At 62.6% G+C, this 18,842-nt stretch carries 19 protein-coding genes; 13 read left to right on the top strand and 6 right to left on the bottom strand.

From position 1 onward, the window contains the following. Positions 1-4 precede the first annotated feature (4 nt). Positions 5-997, bottom strand: coding sequence for a LysR family transcriptional regulator (locus D3227_RS06870; protein WP_120013386.1), 993 nt, complete (start codon positions 995-997; stop codon positions 5-7). A 64-nt stretch (positions 998-1,061) separates the two neighbouring features. Here D3227_RS06870 and D3227_RS06865 point away from each other — a divergent pair, with 64 nt between their 5' ends. From D3227_RS06865 to D3227_RS06810, 12 genes are all read left to right on the top strand, one after another. Next, on the top strand, positions 1,062-2,243 hold the full coding sequence (locus D3227_RS06865; RefSeq protein WP_120013385.1) for a cytochrome P450: 1,182 nt from the start codon (positions 1,062-1,064) through the stop codon (positions 2,241-2,243). 11 nt (positions 2,244-2,254) lie between these two features. After that, positions 2,255-2,572, top strand: a complete 318-nt coding sequence (locus D3227_RS06860; protein WP_120013384.1) for a 2Fe-2S iron-sulfur cluster-binding protein — start codon at positions 2,255-2,257, stop codon at positions 2,570-2,572. Between the two features lie 16 nt (positions 2,573-2,588). Then, a complete protein-coding gene (locus tag D3227_RS06855) occupies positions 2,589-3,851 on the top strand; it encodes an NAD(P)/FAD-dependent oxidoreductase (RefSeq protein WP_120013383.1) in 1,263 nt (420 codons plus the stop codon). 369 nt (positions 3,852-4,220) lie between these two features. Further along, entirely contained in the window at positions 4,221-5,429 is a 1,209-nt protein-coding gene (locus D3227_RS06850; RefSeq protein WP_120013382.1) for an amino acid ABC transporter substrate-binding protein, read from the top strand. Between the two features lie 61 nt (positions 5,430-5,490). Then, positions 5,491-6,357, top strand: coding sequence for a branched-chain amino acid ABC transporter permease (locus tag D3227_RS06845; RefSeq protein ID WP_120013381.1), 867 nt, complete (start codon positions 5,491-5,493; stop codon positions 6,355-6,357). Continuing rightward, positions 6,357-7,325, top strand: a complete 969-nt coding sequence (locus tag D3227_RS06840; RefSeq protein ID WP_120013380.1) for a branched-chain amino acid ABC transporter permease — start codon at positions 6,357-6,359, stop codon at positions 7,323-7,325. The genes D3227_RS06845 and D3227_RS06840 overlap by 1 nt, the downstream gene beginning before the upstream one ends. Continuing rightward, positions 7,322-8,056 carry an ABC transporter ATP-binding protein gene (locus D3227_RS06835; RefSeq protein WP_120013379.1) on the top strand — a complete coding sequence of 245 codons (735 nt, stop codon included), beginning with the start codon at positions 7,322-7,324 and terminating at the stop codon, positions 8,054-8,056. The genes D3227_RS06840 and D3227_RS06835 overlap by 4 nt, the downstream gene beginning before the upstream one ends. After that, positions 8,049-8,777 carry an ABC transporter ATP-binding protein gene (locus D3227_RS06830; protein ID WP_120013378.1) on the top strand — a complete coding sequence of 243 codons (729 nt, stop codon included), beginning with the start codon at positions 8,049-8,051 and terminating at the stop codon, positions 8,775-8,777. The genes D3227_RS06835 and D3227_RS06830 overlap by 8 nt, the downstream gene beginning before the upstream one ends. A gap of 48 nt (positions 8,778-8,825) precedes the next feature. Beyond that, positions 8,826-9,824, top strand: a complete 999-nt coding sequence (locus D3227_RS06825) for an SRPBCC family protein (protein ID WP_120013377.1) — start codon at positions 8,826-8,828, stop codon at positions 9,822-9,824. Between the two features lie 77 nt (positions 9,825-9,901). Next, entirely contained in the window at positions 9,902-11,029 is a 1,128-nt protein-coding gene (locus D3227_RS06820) for an S-(hydroxymethyl)glutathione dehydrogenase/class III alcohol dehydrogenase (protein WP_120013376.1), read from the top strand. Positions 11,030-11,185: 156 nt separating this feature from the next. Continuing rightward, positions 11,186-12,040, top strand: coding sequence for an S-formylglutathione hydrolase (fghA, locus tag D3227_RS06815; protein WP_120013591.1), 855 nt, complete (start codon positions 11,186-11,188; stop codon positions 12,038-12,040). A 122-nt stretch (positions 12,041-12,162) separates the two neighbouring features. After that, positions 12,163-12,897 (top strand): FCD domain-containing protein, encoded by a 735-nt coding sequence (locus D3227_RS06810; protein WP_120013375.1) that lies wholly within the window; start codon positions 12,163-12,165, stop codon positions 12,895-12,897. 146 nt (positions 12,898-13,043) lie between these two features. Here D3227_RS06810 and D3227_RS06805 read toward each other — a convergent pair whose 3' ends face one another. Together D3227_RS06805 and D3227_RS06800 are read right to left on the bottom strand one after the other, a co-directional pair. After that, positions 13,044-13,607 carry a YceI family protein gene (locus tag D3227_RS06805; RefSeq protein WP_245451681.1) on the bottom strand — a complete coding sequence of 188 codons (564 nt, stop codon included), beginning with the start codon at positions 13,605-13,607 and terminating at the stop codon, positions 13,044-13,046. A 71-nt stretch (positions 13,608-13,678) separates the two neighbouring features. Beyond that, positions 13,679-14,542 carry a hypothetical protein gene (locus D3227_RS06800; protein WP_120013373.1) on the bottom strand — a complete coding sequence of 288 codons (864 nt, stop codon included), beginning with the start codon at positions 14,540-14,542 and terminating at the stop codon, positions 13,679-13,681. A gap of 271 nt (positions 14,543-14,813) precedes the next feature. Here D3227_RS06800 and D3227_RS06795 point away from each other — a divergent pair, with 271 nt between their 5' ends. Further along, a complete protein-coding gene (locus D3227_RS06795) occupies positions 14,814-15,740 on the top strand; it encodes an ABC transporter substrate-binding protein (RefSeq protein WP_120013590.1) in 927 nt (308 codons plus the stop codon). 344 nt (positions 15,741-16,084) lie between these two features. Here the strand turns inward: D3227_RS06795 and D3227_RS06790 are convergent, their stop codons facing one another. The 3 genes from D3227_RS06790 to D3227_RS06780 all read right to left on the bottom strand — a co-directional run. Next, the gene (locus D3227_RS06790) at positions 16,085-17,467 is read right to left on the bottom strand and encodes an aminomethyltransferase family protein (protein ID WP_120013589.1); all 1,383 of its coding nucleotides are present in this window, start codon (positions 17,465-17,467) and stop codon (positions 16,085-16,087) included. Between the two features lie 582 nt (positions 17,468-18,049). Continuing rightward, positions 18,050-18,481, bottom strand: coding sequence for an IS1096 element passenger TnpR family protein (locus D3227_RS06785; protein WP_120013372.1), 432 nt, complete (start codon positions 18,479-18,481; stop codon positions 18,050-18,052). An 8-nt stretch (positions 18,482-18,489) separates the two neighbouring features. Continuing rightward, a partial coding sequence (locus D3227_RS06780; RefSeq protein WP_147377584.1) for an IS66 family transposase occupies positions 18,490-18,842 on the bottom strand: 353 nt, incomplete at its 5' end.

Below are 18,842 nucleotides of genomic sequence, written 5' to 3'. Positions count from 1 at the left end.
AGACTTACTGTTCACCCGGCAGGCGGGCGCTCCTTCTTGCCTCGTGCGAGTTCTCGTCGCCGAGATTCCTCTCGGCGACCTCAGCCAGGATCTGGCGGGCCCAGCGGTGCAGGCCGGAATGGTGGGTGCGCTCGGTCCAGTACATGTCGACCTGGATGAAGACATCCATCGGGAAGGGACGCAAAGCGAGCCTGTCCGAAAGGCGGCGCGCCAGCCGATACGGGATCGTCGCCACCAGTTCCGAGCCCGGAATCAGCCGCTCCAATATGTCGTGGCTCGACACGGTGACTTCCGGCTGGAGCTCGATACCCGTTGCGCGCAACGCGGCGAAATAGAGCGCCTCCCAGCGCCCATTGTGCGTGACCGCGACATGCCGCGAGGCGCAGTAACTGTCGAACGTCGGCGTGCCCCGCGCCAGCGGATGGGCCGGGTCCATGACGCAGGCGTAGTGATCGGTGAACAGCTTCCTGCGGTAGTAGATGTCGCCGAGGATCGCGACCGGTCCAAGCACGATGTCGCACGTGTTCTGCTTCAACTGCTGCTTGCCGTCGACGGCGGATTCGAAGATGTGGATCGTCGCTTTCGGCGCCTCTATCTGCGCCCGGCGCACGAAGTCGGGAATGACGAACATGCGCTCATGGTGGTTGCAGGAGACCGTCACGCTTCCTTCGGCCGTGGCCGGGTGAAAACCCGAAGGTGAAGACAGCGCCGCCATCTGTTCGAGGATGCCGCGCGCATGCTGGGCGAGTTCCTCGCCCTTGTCGGTCGCCACGATCGCGTTGCCCTGGCGGACGAACAGCGGATCGTTGAAAGCCTTTCGCAGCCTCTTAATGGCGTAGCTTATGGTGGACTGGTTGACGCCGAGAAGCTGCGAGGCGTCGGAAAACGAGGCGCGGTCCTGTACCGCGACAAGCGCCTGCAGCGCGGCGAGGTCTATGCTGGCAAGGTCGTCGGACAGCACGGCCTTTTCTCCATGCAAATTTTCGATGATATCCATTTAACCCATCGCATTGCTGAATACACGCCGATTTCGTACCTCGTCTGCCGACAGGGAGGAAATCATGAGCGAAGCCGTGAAAGTGGTCGACGACGTTGCGTTCGAAGACCTGCTTGCCAATCCGTATCCGGTCTTTAAGCGCGTCCGTGACCTCGGACCGGTCGTCAAGGTCGAGGCGGCGAACATCATGATGGTCACGCGCTTCGACGACGTCATGGCCATCGAGCGCGATCCCGAGACGTTTTCCTCCGTCAATCCGCAGTCGCTCCTGAACACGGTGATCGGGCCGAATTTGATGCGCAAGGACGGCGAAGACCATGCCCGCGAACGGGCGGCGATAGATCCGAGCCTGCGGCCCGGCGTCGTCAAGCGCTGCTGGGCCGACCCCATGCGAGCCATTTGCGACGACGTCATCTCGCAGATCGAGCACAAGGGCGAGGCCGAACTTTTCGAGGAACTCGCCGCGCCGATCGCGGCGCGCGCCCTGGCCGACATATTGGGTTTCGATGGCGTCGACTGGCGCACGATGGCACTGTGGTCGCAGTCGCTGATCGACGGTTCCGGCAACTACTCGCACAACCCGGAGATCGCGCGTAAGGCGAAGGAGGCAGCCAGCGGCGTCGAGAGCGCCGTCGACAGGATGCTTTCCCATCATCGGGACGATCCAAATCCTTCGATGCTGTCTTCGATGCTCCAGGCCGATCCTGCGCAGACGGTCGAGCAGATCTACGCCAACATCAAGGTCGCGATCGGGGGCGGGCTGAACGAGACCCGCGACTCGATCCTTACGCTGATCCTGGGCTTGCTGCAGAACCCGGACCAGTTCGCGCGCGTTCTTGCCGAGCCTTCGCTCTGGGGGCAGGCCTTCGAGGAAGCGGTGCGCTGGATTTCGCCGATCGGCATGTATCCGCGCCGCTTGACCCGCGACACGGAGATCTCGGGCACGCTGGTCCGCAAGGGCGAGCAGGTGGGTCTGTGCGTCGGCGCCGCCAACCACGACGACCGCCGCTTCAACGATCCTGAAAAGTTCGACCTCTTCCGGGAGAAGAAGTCCCATCTGGCGTTCGGCGCCGGATCGCATTTCTGCGCCGGCACGTGGGTGTCGCGCGCGCTGGTGAGCCAGATCGCCGTGCCGATGGTGTTCGAGCGGCTGCGCAATCTGAGGCTCAGGGATCCGCGACTCGTCCGCATCCGGGGCTGGGTGTTCCGTGGTCCCACACATATGCCTGTCGTCTGGGACGCTTGAGGGAGACTGTCATGCCGAAGATCAAGTTCCTTCTCGCAGATGGCGCGGAGCTTACCGTCGAGGCCCAGAACGGCCGCACCTTGATGGAAACCGCGCTTGAAAACAGCGTTCCCGGCATCATCGCCGAATGCAACGGTTCGGCGGCCTGCGCCACATGCCATGTCGTGCTTCCCGAGGAAATCATGTCGGCGCTCGGACCTATCAGCGAGCATGAAAACGACATGCTGGACTTCGCCGAAGCGTCGCGCGAATCCGGAAGCCGGCTGAGCTGCCAGATCAAGGTCAGCGACGCGATGGACAACGTTTCCGTCCGCGTTCCGGCCGCCTAGCAGTTGCGACCCAACCATGTCCCTTGACGCCGATCATCCCGCCGCGGCCAGGCCTGGCAACGAAAGCAGCATCGTGATCGTCGGCGCCGGACAGGCCGGGCTGTCCACAGCCGAGAAGCTGCGGACCAACGGGTTCGCGGGTTCGCTCACCCTGATCGGCGACGAGCCCGATGCTCCCTACCAGCGTCCTCCGCTGTCGAAGACTTATCTTCTCGGCGAACTCGAGCGCGACCGGTTGAAGCTGAAAGCGGAGGACTGGTACGCAAAGAACCGGATCGCCTTGCGCCTGGGAACGCGCGTCGCATCCATCGATCGCGTCCCGCGGTGCGTATGTCTCGCCGATGGCAGCATGCTTGCCTACGACCGTCTCGTGCTCGCAACCGGATCGACCTCCCGAAAGCTTCCGCAGGCGATCTCGCGCGGCCTTGCGGGTATCTTCACGATCCGCACGCTCGCCGACATCGATGTGTTGCGGCCTGCGCTCGAAGCGAGCGGCAAGCTCCTTGTCATCGGCGGTGGGTATATCGGCCTCGAGATCGCTGCGGTCGCGCGTGGGCTCGGCATGACAGTGGATGTGGTGGAAGCCGCCGATCGGCTGCTAGCGCGGGTGGCCTCGGCGGAAACAGCCAGGGCTGTCGAAGACCTTCACCGTTCCAGGGGCGTGACGTTCCACCTCGGCAAGGCGGTGAGCGAATTGCTCGGCGCGGACCGCGTCGCCGGCGCCAGGCTCGGCGACGGCACGATCATCGCCGCCGACGTGGTCGTGGCGGGGATCGGCGGCATGCCGGAGACGGCTCTGGCGGCAGAGGCGGGTCTCGCCGTCGATAATGGCATCGCCGTCGACGCGTCCGGGCGTACCGACGACCCGTCCATCTGGGCCGCCGGTGACTGCGCCAACTTCTCCTTGCCGGGAGGAGGTCTGCGGATGGAGAGCGTCGGCAACGCGATCGACAGCGCCGACCTGGTCGCCCGCAACATCATGGGCGCGCGCCAACCCTACAAGCCGAAGCCATGGTTCTGGTCGGATCAGTTCGATCTCAAGCTGCAGATCGCCGGCCTGTCCAGGCCGGGCGATACGGTGGTTGTCAGGCAGGGGGCGGGACCGGGACGGTCTCACTGGTACTACCGCGAGGGGCTGTTCGTCGCCGTCGATGGGCTGAACGCGCCGCGCGACTATCTGATTGGAAAGCGCCTTCTTGCCGTATCGGCCAGCCCCGACCCCACTCAGGTAGCGGATCCGGTGCTGGCGCTCGAGGCCCTGGCGAACTCCTCGAAATGAGGGCCGCGCCCGGCCGAGCGCTGGCGTTCCGTTTCTTCCTGACGCGGACAAGAGGGAAGCAGAGCGCGCCGGTTGTTCTTTTCGCATTGACATCCCGTATCGTATCTGAATACTATGTGGTATCTAAATGGCATGAGGCGGAACCGCTCCGCCAAGCGGATACAGCGGCCATATTCCGGCTTGCCTCGGGGAGATAGGAATATCGTCGCTCCAACAAAATAACGAAAATATTGAATATTACGAAATTTGCTGGATCATCGGAGGAAAATGGCCTAAGCAATTTCGCTAGGGAGGATCGGGCGATCAACTCGTTCTCGCGAACCGCGAGGCGAGTGCAGCGCCCACTGCAACCAGCACTGGGAGGAATCGATGTTGCGACGCAGTTTCAACGTACTCATGCTTTCGGCGGCCTTGGCGGTCGGCACGTTCGGCGGCGCCTTGGCGCAGGACCCAGTCAGGATCGGCGTGAGCGCCTCCAAGACCGGGCCGCTCGCAGGTGGCGCGTCAGGCGTGCTTTGGCCGAACATCAAGCTGTGGGTCGAGAAAGTGAACAAGGCCGGCGGCCTCAAGGTCGGCGATCAGATGCGGCCGATCGAGATCGTCGAATATGACGACAAGTCGTCGCCGGAAGAGGCGGTCAAGAACATCCAGCGTCTTGCCACCCAGGACCAGGTCGACCTGATCATCCCGCCATATTCGACAGGACTCAATCTCGCGACCGCCCCGTTGATCGCGAAATATGGCTATCCGCAGATCGTCTCGACCGGCAATGCCAACGATCTCGACCAGTTCGTCAAGCGCTGGCCGAACACGTTCTGGCTGCTCGGCCGGGCGCAGGGCATCGCCGATGGTATTGTCGGCACGCTCAAGGATTTGCACGACGCCGGCAAGATCGGCAACCGGGTGGCGGTGGTCAACGTCTCCGATGCCTTCGGCCTCGAGATGATCAAGACCGGCAAGCCCGCGCTCAAGCAGGCCGGCTTCGATATCGTTTACGAAAGCTCCTATCCGCTCGGCAATCAGGACCTCGCTCCGGTCATAGCAAGCGCCAAAGCGGCGAACCCCGACGCCTTCATCGCCTACTCCTACCCACCCGACAGCTTCGCCCTCACGGAGCAGGCGCAGTTGCAGAAGTTCGACGTCAAGGCGTTCTTCGTGAGCGTCGGCGGCAATCTCGACGCTTATAGAAAGCGCTTTGGCGCTGCTGCCAACGGCATCCTGATCATGGGCGGCGTCAATGCGAGCGCCCCCATCTTCCAGGCCTATCGCAAGGAGCACCTCGAGGTGACGGGTCAAGAAGCCGATTGGTGGGCGAGCCCGGTGGCCTATGCCAGCCTGGAGATCCTGCAGCAGGCCGTCGAGCACGTCGGCAGCCTGGACAAGAATGCGCTCAACAAGGAAATCCAGTCGGGCACCTTCAAGACCGTCATCGGCGATGTTCACTTCGACAACAACATTAACAACAACAACTGGACGGTGGGCCAGTGGAGCGATGGTGTCGTTCATGGCGTCAGGGCGACCGGCAACCTCCAAGGCGCGCAACAGCCAGTACTCAAGCCCGCCTGGCCCAGCAATTGATCCGATCCTCCCAGGGGCCTCGGCGTCCTCGTGACGCCGGGCCCTCACTGCGAGAGTACCAATGCTCATCCTGCTGACAGGCCTGCTCCTTGGGGGCACCTATACGCTCATCGCGCTCGGGCTCACGCTCCAGTACGGCGTGGCGCGGATAATGAACCTCGCCAATGGCGAGACGCTCGTAGCCGCATGCTTCTTCACCTTCTGGCTGTATACGGGCTATGGCATCAATCCGCTTGTGGGCCTGCTGGTGATCGGCCCCGGCGCGTTCGTCATCAACTGGCTGATCTATGCCTGGCTGATGCAGCCTCTGGTGAAGCGGGCCAAGAACCGCGGCATGCTCGAGGTCGATTCGATCCTTGCGACTTTCGGACTGCTGTTCCTGTTCCAGGGGCTGATGCTGCAGGCCTTCGGCGGATCCTATTTCAACTATGAGTTCCTCGCCCAGCCATTCTCGATCATGGGTGACTCGTTCGGCCTGAACCGCGTCGTGGCTTTTGTCGCCGCGGCCGTTATAGCCGCCGCGCTCTACGTCTTTCTTTACCACACCGACCGCGGCACGGCGGTTCGCGCCGTCGCCGTCGATCCGCGCGCGGCACGGCTCGTGGCAATCGATGTGCGCAGGACAGCGGCCTTCGCCTTTGCCCTGGGAGGAACGATCACGGCCTGCGCCGGCACGCTGTTGTCGACCTTCTACACGTTCAACACGTCGATGGGGGTGCTCTTCACCATGAAGGCGCTGATTATCGTGATCATGGGCGGTGTTGGTGACATTCGCGGCGCGGTTCTTGCCGCTCTCGTCCTGGGCCTGACCGAGACGCTCGTCGCCAGCCTGCTGGATCCGGGACTGACGCTGGCGGCCAACTACGCCCTTTTCATCCTCGTTCTGCTGTTGCGGCCGCAGGGCATCTTCGGAAAGCGGCCGGCGTGATGAACATCCCGCGCAATGAACTTCTGGCTCTTGGCGCTGGCCTTGCCTGCGCGGCTGTGCTGGCATTTCTCCCCTTGGTCACCGAGGGGTTCTGGTTGTCGCTCAGCGTGAACATCATGCTGTATGCGGCCATATGCACGGCCTGGGCGCTGTTTTCCGGACCGACGCACCTGGTCTCGCTGGCGAGCGCCGCCTTCTTCGGGGTCGGAACCTATTCGGTCGCGATCTTCATCGACGTCCTGCCTTTCCCCGCGCTCATCCTCATCGCGGTCGCGGCCGGCGCCTTGCTTGCCATGCTGGTCGGATTGGCGACTCTCAGGCTCTCGGGCGTCTATTTCGTGATCTTCACCCTCGGCCTTACCGAACTCATGGGCCAGATCGTGACCTGGGTACAAACCAATTTCGGTGGCGCGATCGGGCTCTACGTCTTCACCGATCTCACCGAGGCGCATCTCTACTGGCTGCTGCTTGCGCTGACGGTGATTGTCTTCGTGACCGGATGGCTCATCAACAGGTCCCGGCTCGGCCTGGCCTTGCGTATCATCGGCAATGACGAGGCCGTGGCGCGCCATGTCGGTGTCGACACTGCTCGAACCAGGATCATCCTGTTCGCGGTCTCCGGAGCCTTCATTGCTGTAGCCGGCGCGATCATGGCGCCACGCTACTCCTATATCACGCCGGACGCGGCGTTCAGCCCGATGACGTCCTTCTTCGTGGTCATCATGGCACTGCTTGGTGGCACGCGCCGCCTGTGGGGGCCCCTGGTCGGCGTTGTCCCATTCACCCTGGTGATGGACTTCATCTCGGGCCACTTCCCCAACCAGACTGCGGTGATCGTCGGCATCGCCTTCCTCGCGATCGTGTATGTGCTTCCCGACGGCGTCACGGGGCAGCTGGAAAGCCTGTTCCGTCGCCGCCGCCCAGCCGAGCAGAGCTTGCTGACATCGACAGTGGAGGAGGGCAGATGAGCGTTCCTCTGCTGGCCATCGACAGGGTGCGCAAGGCCTTCGGTGGCCTCGTCGCCGTCAATGACGTGAGTTTCGAGGTTGCTGAGGGCGAGTTGCTCGGGCTGATCGGCCCGAACGGTTCGGGCAAGACCACGATGCTCAACCTGATATCGGGGACGCTGTCGCCAACGTCGGGCAACATCCTTCTGTCCGGTCAGCCGATCGCCGGACTGCCGGCCCACAAGATCGCTCGGATCGGGGTTGCCCGAACCTTCCAGCTGGTGCGCGTTCTGCCGACGATGAGTGCGCTGGAGAACGTCGCAGCCGGCGCCGTATTCGGGCACAACAAGCTCTGGGGCGACGAGGCGTTGGCACTGGCCCGCGATCTGCTGGAGCGTGTCGGGTTGAAGGGTCGCGAGGAGGTTCCCGTCGCGGCGATGACCTATATCGATCAGAAGAGGATCGAGCTCGGCCGTGCCCTTGCGGGCAACCCTCACGTCCTGTTGCTCGACGAGTGGCTCGCCGGCCTCAACCCCAGCGAACTCAGGATCGGCATGGAGCTCATCCGCGAGATCAGCGCGCAGGGCCGGACGATCATCATGGTCGAGCATGTGATGGATGCCATCCGCTCGCTTTGCCAACGCTGCGTGGTCATGAATTCCGGTACGAAGATCGCCGACGGCAAGTCTGCCAGTGTCCTGGCCGACCCGGAGGTTGTCCGCGCCTATCTGGGGGACGACGACGATGCTTGAGGTGTCCAATCTCGGCGTCCGCTACGGACGCCACGTCGCGCTCGAAGGCGTTTCCGCACGTGTTTCCAAAGGCGAGATCTGCGTCATCCTGGGTGCCAACGGCGCCGGAAAGTCCAGCTTCCTCGGTGCTGTCGCCGGGCTTGTCGGGACGGAGGCCGGCACCAGGATCGTCATGAACGGCAAGGATGTCACGAAACTCGACGCCCATCTCATGGTGGAGGAGGGGATCGCGCTTGTCCCGGAAGGCCGAGGTATCTTTGGCGAACTCACCGTGGCTGAGAACCTGCGGCTTGGAAGCCATGCCAGGCGCGCGAAGGCCGATGCGGGCAAGAGGCTTGATTTCGTCTACGGCCTGTTCCCCCGGCTCGCCGAGCGTCGCCGCCAGCTGGCGCAGACCATGTCGGGCGGCGAGCAGCAGATGGTCGCGATCGGCAGGGCGCTGATGGCGAAGCCCGACATTCTTATGCTCGACGAGCCCTCCCTCGGCCTGTCGCCGCTGCTGTCCAAGGAGCTGTTCAAGTCACTGGCCACCATCGTCGCCGAAGGTTTCGGCATCCTGCTCGTCGAGCAGAACGCGCGGCTGAGCCTCAAGACCGCCGCTCGCGGCTATCTGATCGAGACGGGAAGGATCGTCGGAGAGGACACGGCGTCGAACCTGCTCAAGGATCCAAAGGTCATGAGCGCCTACCTCGGCGACGTTGCCGCGGCGGCCGCGCATTAGCGCACTGCCGCACGCCAAAACAATCTGCTCCATGAATGAGGATGTCCCATGCGCTTGCTTGAAACCGAGATCGTCATCGACGCGCCGCCACAGACCGTGTGGGCCGTTCTGGACGACATCGAGCTTTACCCCGACTGGAATCCGGCCTTGCCGGCGCTGCGTGGACGCACGACGGTCGGACAGCAGGTCGTCGGGACGCTGCGCCAGCCCAACGTACCCGAGCGCGAGGTCACGCCGACCATCACCCGAATCGTGGGGGCGCGGGAACTACGCTGGCTGACCCAGGCGCCTGGCGGCGTGTTCAGCGCGGAGCACATCTTCATCCTGGAGCCGACCGGGAATGGCGGCACGCGGGTACGCCACAACGAGATCTTCGATGGTCCGATGGCCGACGAACGCTGGCCCAGCATCGATACCAACCTGCGAACCGCCTATCACGACTTGAACCGCGCGCTGAAGGCGCGGGCGGAGGCGCTGCGCGGCGAGACCGCCGTGCTGCACCCTGCTGTCGGCCGAGACGTGGCGGCTTCGCCGGCCGGAGCATTCACCGCGCGTTGCAGATGTGCCAGCGAGCCAGTGGAGATCGCGGCGGACCAGGCGGTGGCGCACAACCATCTGTGCGGCTGCTCGAAATGCTGGAAGCCTGCCGGTGCCGTCTTTGCGCAGATCGCCCTTGTGCCGGCCGGCAGCATCTCCGTCGCGGCGCAGCGCGATAAGCTCGAGGCCGTGGACGCCACGCAGAAGATCGAACGCCACCGCTGCAGGTCTTGCGGGACGCATATGGTCGGCAAGGTGTCCGATCCGGATCACCATTTCTACGGGCTTGAATTCGTGCATCCCGAACTGGCGACGGACGGACACCAGCCGAGGATCGAATTCGCGGCCTTCGTGTCTTCGCTCGTCGAGACCGGGACGCCGGCGACCGGCATGGCCAGCGTGCGTGGCGCGCTGGCGAGGGCCGGGGTTCCCGCCTATGACGCATTCTCGCCGGAACTGATGGACATCATCGCCTGGCACAAGGTGAAGCTCGCGAAAGCGGTCGACTAGCGACCGCCGTGCCCGCGAGCCGTGAAGAACCGCACTGTCGACGGCAGGCCGGTGACGATTAGAATTGGAGAAAACGCATGAAAACCCGTGCCGCTGTCGCTGTCGCCGCCGGAAAGCCGCTGGAGATCATGGAGGTCGACCTCGACGGCCCGCGCGACGGCGAGGTGCTGGTCGAGATCAAGGCGACCGGCATCTGCCACACCGACGAGTTCACGCTGTCGGGCGCCGACCCGGAAGGCCTGTTTCCGGCCATTCTCGGCCATGAGGGCGCCGGTATCGTCGTCGATGTCGGCAAGGGCGTGACCTCGGTCAAGAAGGGCGACCATGTCATCCCGCTCTATACGCCCGAATGCCGACAGTGCCCCTCCTGCCTGTCCAGAAAAACCAATCTGTGCACCGCGATCCGCGCCACGCAGGGCCAAGGCCTGATGCCGGACGGCTCGTCGCGTTTCTCGATCGGCAAGGACAAGATCTTTCACTATATGGGCTGCTCGACCTTCTCCAACTTCACCGTGCTGCCCGAGATCGCTCTGGCCAAGGTCAATCCCGACGCCCCCTTCGACAAGATCTGCTACATCGGCTGCGGCGTCACCACTGGCATCGGTGCGGTCATCAACACCGCCAAGGTCGAGCAGGGCGCCACCGCCGTCGTCTTCGGTCTCGGCGGCATCGGCTTGAATGTCATCCAGGGCCTGAAACTTGCCGGCGCCGACATGATCATCGGCGTCGATCTCAACAACGACAAGAAGGCCTGGGGCGAGAAGTTCGGCATGACGCATTTCGTCAATCCGAAGGAGATCGACGGCGACATCGTCCCTCACCTCGTCAACATGACCAAGCGTGGCGCCGACCAGATCGGCGGCGCCGACTACACGTTCGACTGCACCGGCAGCACCAAGGTGATGCGCCAGGCGCTGGAGGCCTCGCATCGCGGTTGGGGCAAGTCGGTCGTCATCGGCGTCGCCGGTGCTGGCCAGGAAATCTCGACCAGGCCGTTCCAGCTGGTCACCGGCCGCAGCTGGATGGGCACCGCCTTCGGCGGCGCGCGCGGCCGCACCGACGTGCCGAAGATCGTCGACTGGTACATGGACGGCAAGATCCAGATCGATCCGATGATCACCCACACGCTGAAGCTCGAAGACATCAACAAGGGCTTTGACCTCATGCATGCCGGTGAGAGCATTCGCAGCGTTGTGGTTTACTGATCGTCTCGCGTGACATGCCCACTTGATGGCACTGTGCTCTTAGAACGCTGGTGCCGGCCCGACATCGGGGCAACCTGGTCCACCAGGGTTGCCGTGGCCGCAGCCGATGCCATAGATGGCTATCATTGGCGCTTGAAATTGGTGGAGAAGGACTACATGCCGGAACCCATGAAGACCATCTCCCAGGCAAAATCCCATGGCGGGGTGCAGGGCGTCTATTCGCACCTGTCGACGAGTTGCTCTTGCGATATGACGTTTGCCGTTTTCGTGCCTCCACAGGCTGAGGAAACGCTTTGCCCGGTGGTGTGGTATTTGTCGGGACTGACCTGCACCCATCAAAATGTCATGGACAAAGGCGAATACAGGCGCATGGCCGCCGAACTGGGGCTGATCGTCGTTTGTCCGGACACCAGTCCGCGCGGCGCCGACATCCCAGATGAGAAGGACAATTGGCAGTTTGGCTGCGGCGCCGGCTTTTATCTCGATGCGACGCAGGAGCCTTATGCGAAGAACTACCGGATGTATTCCTATATCGTCGAGGAACTGCCGGCGTTGATCGCTGCGAATTTTCCGGCAGACATGTCGCGCCAGGCTATCACGGGCCATTCGATGGGCGGCCACGGCGCACTGACGATTGCCCTGAAAAACCCGCAGCGGTTCAAGAGCTGCTCGGCCCTCGCGCCGATCGTGCAGCCAAGCACAGCCGGCTGGTCGAGACCGGCCTTCGAAAAATACCTCGGGACGGACGAGGCCTGGTGGCGGGCGTATGACACCACATCGCTTACCGAGGACGGATGCCGCTTCCCGGAATTTCTCGTCGATCAGGGGACATCGGACGGGTTCCTGAATGACGGGCTAAGGCCCTGGCTTCTGGAGGCGGCCTGCGCAAAGGCCGGCATTCCGCTGAAACTGCGCATGCAGGATGGGTACGATCACTCTTATTTCTTCATTTCGACCTTCGTGGACGACCATCTGAGATGGCACGCTGAGAGGCTGTCGCCTAACAGCTAAGAATCAACATGGCTCGCCTTTCACTGCCGGATCGGAGTATCCCGCCACTTCGGTGCGATAGGTTTTGATTATTTCGAAAATCGGCAGTAATCTCCGCGATAATTCAATGCGGAGTCGTATGCATGGGTAACACCCTCAAGCCCGCCGGAGAGACACGTGCCGGGGACGTGTTGGCGCGCATGCGGAGCGACATCATCAGCTGCGCCTTGAAGCCGGGAACCAAGCTGCGCTTCGAAACGCTGAGGGAGTTGTATGAAGTAAGCTTCTCCACTCTGCGCGAGGCCCTGTCGCGGCTGGTGGCCGAAGGCCTGGTTGTGGCGGAGGGGCAGCGCGGGTTCCTGGTCGCGCCGGTCTCGCTGTTCGATCTCAACGATCTGACGGATGTCCGTGTGCTCGTCGAACGGCAGTGCATCAAGCTGGCGATAGAGCGTGGCGACGATCGCTGGGAGGCGGACATCATGGCCGCGTTCCATCGGATGGATCGCCTGCAAAGCCGGCTTGGTGCGAGCTACTATCTCTCCGACGAATGGGCGACGTTGCACAGTGCGTTCCACCTTTCGCTGGTCGCGGCATGCGGCTCGCCCAATCTGCTCGAGATCCGGCAGAAGCTCTTTGAGCGCGCCCACCGCTACCGCAGGATGTCCTCGCAGTTTCGCCCGCAATGGCGCGCAAAGGACGTCGAGCACAAGATGATCATGGACAGGGTCATCGCCCGCGACACCGCCACGGCGCAGGATCTGGTCGACCGGCATATCCGCGAGACGACCGAGAACGTCATTGCCCATGCAAGCCACCTTTTCGCGCAAGGTGGGGCGGGCGATCCTTTCAAGCGTTCGGATCCCGTGGCCGCAGAGTAGGCCACGGCAAGTTGCACTTGGCGCAATCCGTGGGGCGGCAGAACCAGCCTGAATGAAACTGACCGCTGCCGATGGGATCCGCTTCCGGCCATTGCACGCAATCGAGGCGTCCGGCAGGCGACAGCCTGCCGGACGGTCACCGTGAGTTATGCACGGGCACGCCCTTCAACCTGAATCACGAGGCTCACCTCGTCGCCGATCATTCCGAGCGCGGCCTTCATGCCGAAGTCGCTGCGTTTGATCGAAGTACGGGCACTGAAGCCGACGACATGGCTCTTGTCCCACGGGTTCTCGCCTTCCTTGTTGAAGGTGACGTCCAGCGTGGCCGGCTTTGTCACCCCTGCGATCGTGAGATCGCCCGTGATCGTTCCGGATTTGGCGTCGACCGCCTTGAATTCCCACCCGACAAAGGTGATCTGCGGGAACTCGGTTGCATTGAACCAGTCCGCGCCCTGAATGTCGCTATCGCGCTGGCTATTGTTGGTCGAGATGCCGGCAACTTTCACCGCAACCTCAAGACTGCTGTTTGCTGGCTGGGTGGCGTCGAACGCGAACGTGCCCGAGAACTCTTTCGCCGTTCCGATCACTTGTGAGAAGCCGAGATGATCGATGAAGAATGCGATGCCCGAATGTACGGGATCGATTTCGAAAGTTCCGGCCGCGGCCCTTTCGGCGGCCAGCGGCAGCCAGGCGATCGTGGCGGCAAGCAAGGTGGTGCGCAGTAGTTTCGACATAAGTGTAACTTCCTCCCTAAAATGGTTTCCGACAGTTCTCTTCCGGGTCATACCGGGAAGCTCGAGCCATACCGCGCGATCACAGTCGCCAGGGATGCACCGACAGGCAGCAGGCACATCCCGACAAAAGCGGCGAGGCGGACGGCTTTGTTCGTGGTAGGGATCCGGCTCAAAACCGGATCGACGACAAATGGCGCGACAAAGACCAACGACAGCACAGCCAGCGCCAACATGTCGGTCTTGCGCGTGATGAGCGTGACGGTCTGCGCGACCGCTATCATGCCTCCCGCTCCTCCCAACAGGGATGCGGAGCGGAATCCGAAATCCGGATTTGAGATGTTGGCGGCGACAATGGCCGCCACGGCGGCTGCAAAAAGCAGGCTGAGCTGGAAGCTCGAGGATGATGCTCCCAATAGGGCGATCGGCGCGAATCCGGTGCATGCGATGCCGAGCAGAGCGGCGCGTCTTGTTTCGGTTTCGTCCTCGGCCTGGCCTATTCTGCCGGAAAGGCCATACATCGCCAGCAGCCCCCACAGCCCAGCCACCGCCACTTCCGGGAGAGCATCGGGCAGCCGAGCCGTTCCTATATAGGCGGCGGACGCGATCGGTTGGGCAAGGACAAGTGCGCGACCCAGCCTGCTACGGCCGGCGGCCTCGGCCAGGATAGCGAGCGCCGTTCCGATCAAGGCGACGAAAAAGATCTTGTTGACCGCGCCCACTGGCGGGAAGGACGGCACCTTGTTGTAGGTGAGCCAGTAAGCGACAAGGAAGGAGAGCGGCACCAAGAGGTCTGTCCAGACCCGCCCGGCGCGAAGCCAGCGCAACAGCCCAGCAGCGACAAGCGCCAGCAAACCAGCCGTAACCATGCACAGGATCATCGCTTCCTGTGGCGATCGCGCCAGGCCGCTCATGTCAGCTGTCCCGCGGCGCTTCGAACTGTCGCCTGCGGATATCGGCGACACTCTTTGTGGGGCGCATGTTTCCTCCTTCGGCTCGATGTCAGCCGGCTCCCTCGTTCGGTATGTTGACATACCGTATGTTTTTTAGATACTATTTGGTATCTCAAATTTACATGTCTCTGTCAACATGGGCGGCGCCACGGTCGCAGGCCCGAACCGCATCTCACCAGACGGAGGAGCAGGCCGGTGCTCCGAGCCGGAAGTTTCAAGGGAGGATATCGCCATGACTGACCAAAAACCTGCCGGCCTCGCCGAACTTTGGCTCGCGGGCGGCGCGCAAGGGTTCAACTGGCTTCCTGTCTTCGTTGCCGACGAACAGGGCTTTTTCGAAAAGCACGGCGTGCGGATCGTCTACAAGCGCATGGGCAGCGTCGACAAAGCCACCGCTGCCGTTCTCGAGGGTGAAGCGGACTTGGCGATCACGCCGCCGGAAGGCGCCGTTGCCGACTTTGTGAGGGGAGGGGAGCTGCGCATCGTCGCAGCCAACGCCGTGCGCCTGCCTATGTCCATTGTGGCGCGCCCGGATATCGGTTCGCTCGCCGAACTGAGGGGCAAGAAGGTCGGCACCTCGTCGCTGACGGAAGGCACCGCGATCTACACGCAGATCATGCTGGCCGCGGAAGGGCTGCACTATCCCGGCGACTATGAGTTTGCCCTGGCCGGCATCCACACCAAGCGGTGGGAGGCACTGCAGGCTGGCGAAATAGACTGCGCTCCGCAGCCCGCGCCATGGAACTTTCTCGCGCAGGACAAAGGCTACAACCTGCTCGGGGAGGTCTGCGCCGCGATCCCCGAGATCGTCTTCACCGCCGTCATCGGCAAGGCTTCCTGGCTCAGCGCGAACCGCGATCTCGTAACCCGCTTCCTCAAGGCGCTGATCGAGGCGCATGCGGTCACGAATGACGCGGCCGGCCAAGGCATCACGCTGCCGATCTTCCAGCGCATCACCACGCCTGACAGTGAATCCCTGGCGCGACGGGGCTTGGAATACATGCGCGGCATGGGCATGTGGCCGCAAGGCCTTGCCGTGCCGGACAGGGCGCTCAAGACGACGATCGACCTGATGGTCAGGGCAAACCTGCTCGACAACTCGAAGCGCGATGCGGCCGAAGGCGTCTTCGACAGGCACTATCTGGAAGGCGCCGCCTGATCACCGAGGGCGAGCCCGCTCGCCTGGCCGTGGCCTATGCGTTCGACGATCGGTAGGCGATTGCGGTCGGTCGCCAATTGCCCGTTCCTCAGCCACACGCCGTGTTCCTGATGCCACCGAATGGGAGGGATGTGCAGTTGCTCTATGGGAGAACCGGTATGGCGACGGCCGCGACGATGCCCGGGCGGTTCCTGCAACCAGAAGATACTCTCTCATCCGTCTGGCCTCGCTCCGAGCACAGCCATCCCGTCTGCGGCCTCGATGTCGAGGCCGCCTTCCAAGATGATCTGGACATGTTTGGCAGCCGGCAGCTCGATCAGAGCCGTGCGGCGTTGGGCAGCTCGTCAGTGCTTGCCGGTCTTGATCACCTTGTCGAAATAGGGTGCCGGCGCGACCTTTGCCCTGATCTCGCGGACCTGGTGCTTCTCCACCGTGTTGCGGCGCGACCCCGGCTCGCCCCACAGAAGCGTAACCTCGCTTCCCGGTTGTGCGTGCTCGAGGTCGACAAGCCCCAGCGAGATGAAGCGATTGGCGTTCGCCGTGAAGGACGGCCAGGTCGAGATGCCCGACACCTTGCCCTTCTTCATGACGGCATCGACCTGGAATGTTGCGTACATGGGCATCGGCATGTTGAGAAACTTGGCCGGGGTCCCGTTGGCCGGGAAGATGGAGTCCCGCATCACGACGGCCGCATCTTCGTCGTTCCACTCGAGCGTGACCTTGGTGCGGCGCTGGTTATTGGCCTTCTCGAGCAAGGCGTCGCGGCCGATGAAGTCGCGGCCGAAGTCGATCACGTTCCTGTAGCCGAGTTCGATCGGATCGACATAGTAGTCCGTGATCTCGTCCGACACGAAACTGCCGCCGAGCGAGGCGACCGACTCCAGGAAGTAGCTGTTCAGCCACTCGCGGTAGGGCTTCATGTCGTCGCCATGATAAATGGCAGGTAGCGGCATCGGCACCCAGCCGGACTCCTGTGCAGTGGTCGAGTAGGCGAGCGCGCCGATCTTGCGCAAGCCGTACTTCTCCCCGGTCTTCTCCAGCGCCTCGCGCACCGCCTGCTGGTCGTCCCAGGCTCCGTAGATCTCGAAGCCGGGTTCGCCCGCCATGCCGTGCCGCAGGGCGCGGACGGGTTTTCCGGCGATCTTGAACTCACCGATGTTGAAGAACTTGATCTCCGGCAGGCTGCCGCCCGTCACTTCCCGCATGAGCGCGAGGGCGTTCGGCCCCTGGATCTGGACGCGGAACACCTCGCGGGTGCCGGAGCGGATCGAGAAATTGTCGTCTTTCTTCGCCTCCACGTCGTAGCTGCTCTTTTCGGCGTTGTAGAGCACCCAGTCGCTGGCGAAGGGAGCGCCGACGATGCGGAAGAAGTCGTCAGCTTCCCGGAAAATGATGGCGTCGGCGATGTAGTATCCGTCATGGCCGGCCAGCACGAGCTGTTTGGCGCGCAGGACCGGGAACGGGTCGAACTTGTTGACCGCGATCTCCGAGAGAAAGGGGATGACCTGCGACCCGCGCAGGTGCAGTTCGGTCATATGGTAGGACTGTTCGAGCAGTGCGCAGCCATCCTTCCACGCGCGCACTTCGTCGCGCCAGTTCGTAAACTCCGGCGGAATGACGGGAAACCGGTAAGGCCCGAGGTTGGATCCGCGCAGCAGGTTTACTGGTCCACCCGCCGATTTCAGGATGCTCTCGAGGCTCTTCGGTGCCTCATTCGTTGTTGCCATGTCGATTCCTCCATTTGTCATGTGACCTGGCTGCCCGGATGCTTGCGGGGGCTTCGGCAAGTTCACTTGAGAACAATGCCGTGACCCGTCTCCTGTAGGCGTCTTCCAGCGCAACTATCCGCCGCGGCGCCAGGACGACGCTCGCTTCGCGCGGAGAGAGGCCGTGCGGAAAGCCAGGATATCCTCCCAAATGAGCGTCAATTAAGCTGGCTGGATCCGATCCGGTCGTGGGCTTGCGTGGACAGAACCCAGAGCTTGGGAACTCACTCGGATGCCAAAAGGTATCCAAAAACTAATTGGAATGTCAATGTGTTATTTTCCTGGGAAAACGCGTCAGCTGGTTGGCCGTCTGCCGCGTTGGTCGCTTGTTTGGGCGAGTCCTGAGCTGAGGGGATGCACGCCGAAACCAATTTCGGAAAAAAGTACGGCGGGTTGCCAGCTAAGCCATTGAAAACGTGGTGATCCCGACAGGAACCGAACCTGCGACCTACAGATTAGGAATTTGTCAGACGGCCTTTTCTGTTGTTTCCCAATACCGGTCGTTGGTAATTACCCACCCTTTCGATGCGGCACGGTGCGTCGTCACTCGTCGTCGATGTCCGGGTACTGCGGGGGAGCCTTGCCGATCTTGCTGACGATCCTCTGGTAATTGGCATCGGGCTGCGCCTGCCCTGTTCCAATAAGTTCAACGCGGAAGCGCCACTCGTCACCGTAGTCGTACAAGAAGGTCATTGCCGAGCCCACCTTCTGGAAGGCTGTGCTGACGCGCGTGCCCTTCACGCTGCGAGAGCCGCTCCCCTCTATGTCGGCGAAGAGTTCGAACCGCAGGGGCGAGTCGAACAGCTTTCCCGTCAGCTTTGAATAGAAGCCGTAGGCGTGGTCCAAGTCGAAGCCAAATGCCGCTACGATGGCTTCGGCCAGATCCGCCAGCGTGCTCGAACTCGACACCTCGATGTCCCGACAAAGCCGTGCCCGAAGAGAGGCTCGGAAGATCAAGGTCGCGGGCTCAGTCATCGCAGATTTCAGGCGCTGACGGTTTGAAGGATGATTTTGAAGGGGTTCGTGCCTGGCGCGAGACGAGCCGTGTCGACGACGGTTCGAATGTCGGCTTCGCCCTGGGCGGCCCACATGGCGCGATAGCCGTTGGTGATCTTCCGTTGAACGACGGCGGGTCTCAGCGCCCGTTCGCAGGCGTTGTTCGTCGCGTCGACCATTCCTGGCCATTGGGCAAAGGTCAAAAGTTGATTACGAGCTCGCCTGAACTTGTTTTGGATGTCGCGGGCCAGATCGCACGACGTTGTGGTGGCGAAGATATCGTCCAGACTTCGCTCCAGGGCGCGACGCTTGCCGGCGATGGTCGAGGCGGCGAAGGTTT

Origin of the sequence: Mesorhizobium waimense (assembly GCF_003601975.1) — a bacterium.
Lineage (GTDB): Bacteria > Pseudomonadota > Alphaproteobacteria > Rhizobiales > Rhizobiaceae > Mesorhizobium > Mesorhizobium waimense.
This window is presented reverse-complemented; position numbering and strand designations above follow the sequence as displayed.

What these genes read in the sequence shown, in the direction of transcription:
- D3227_RS06870 (WP_120013386.1), bottom strand. Translation starts at nt 997, where the DNA reads ATGGATATCATCGAAAATTTGCATGGAGAAAAGGCCGTGCTGTCCGAC.
- D3227_RS06865 (WP_120013385.1), top strand. Translation starts at nt 1,062, where the DNA reads ATGAGCGAAGCCGTGAAAGTGGTCGACGACGTTGCGTTCGAAGACCTG.
- D3227_RS06860 (WP_120013384.1), top strand. Translation starts at nt 2,255, where the DNA reads ATGCCGAAGATCAAGTTCCTTCTCGCAGATGGCGCGGAGCTTACCGTC.
- D3227_RS06855 (WP_120013383.1), top strand. Translation starts at nt 2,589, where the DNA reads ATGTCCCTTGACGCCGATCATCCCGCCGCGGCCAGGCCTGGCAACGAA.
- D3227_RS06850 (WP_120013382.1), top strand. Translation starts at nt 4,221, where the DNA reads ATGTTGCGACGCAGTTTCAACGTACTCATGCTTTCGGCGGCCTTGGCG.
- D3227_RS06845 (WP_120013381.1), top strand. Translation starts at nt 5,491, where the DNA reads ATGCTCATCCTGCTGACAGGCCTGCTCCTTGGGGGCACCTATACGCTC.
- D3227_RS06840 (WP_120013380.1), top strand. Translation starts at nt 6,357, where the DNA reads ATGAACATCCCGCGCAATGAACTTCTGGCTCTTGGCGCTGGCCTTGCC.
- D3227_RS06835 (WP_120013379.1), top strand. Translation starts at nt 7,322, where the DNA reads ATGAGCGTTCCTCTGCTGGCCATCGACAGGGTGCGCAAGGCCTTCGGT.
- D3227_RS06830 (WP_120013378.1), top strand. Translation starts at nt 8,049, where the DNA reads ATGCTTGAGGTGTCCAATCTCGGCGTCCGCTACGGACGCCACGTCGCG.
- D3227_RS06825 (WP_120013377.1), top strand. Translation starts at nt 8,826, where the DNA reads ATGCGCTTGCTTGAAACCGAGATCGTCATCGACGCGCCGCCACAGACC.
- D3227_RS06820 (WP_120013376.1), top strand. Translation starts at nt 9,902, where the DNA reads ATGAAAACCCGTGCCGCTGTCGCTGTCGCCGCCGGAAAGCCGCTGGAG.
- fghA (WP_120013591.1), top strand. Translation starts at nt 11,186, where the DNA reads ATGCCGGAACCCATGAAGACCATCTCCCAGGCAAAATCCCATGGCGGG.
- D3227_RS06810 (WP_120013375.1), top strand. Translation starts at nt 12,163, where the DNA reads ATGGGTAACACCCTCAAGCCCGCCGGAGAGACACGTGCCGGGGACGTG.
- D3227_RS06800 (WP_120013373.1), bottom strand. Translation starts at nt 14,542, where the DNA reads ATGAGCGGCCTGGCGCGATCGCCACAGGAAGCGATGATCCTGTGCATG.
- D3227_RS06795 (WP_120013590.1), top strand. Translation starts at nt 14,814, where the DNA reads ATGACTGACCAAAAACCTGCCGGCCTCGCCGAACTTTGGCTCGCGGGC.
- D3227_RS06790 (WP_120013589.1), bottom strand. Translation starts at nt 17,467, where the DNA reads ATGGCAACAACGAATGAGGCACCGAAGAGCCTCGAGAGCATCCTGAAA.
- D3227_RS06785 (WP_120013372.1), bottom strand. Translation starts at nt 18,481, where the DNA reads ATGACTGAGCCCGCGACCTTGATCTTCCGAGCCTCTCTTCGGGCACGG.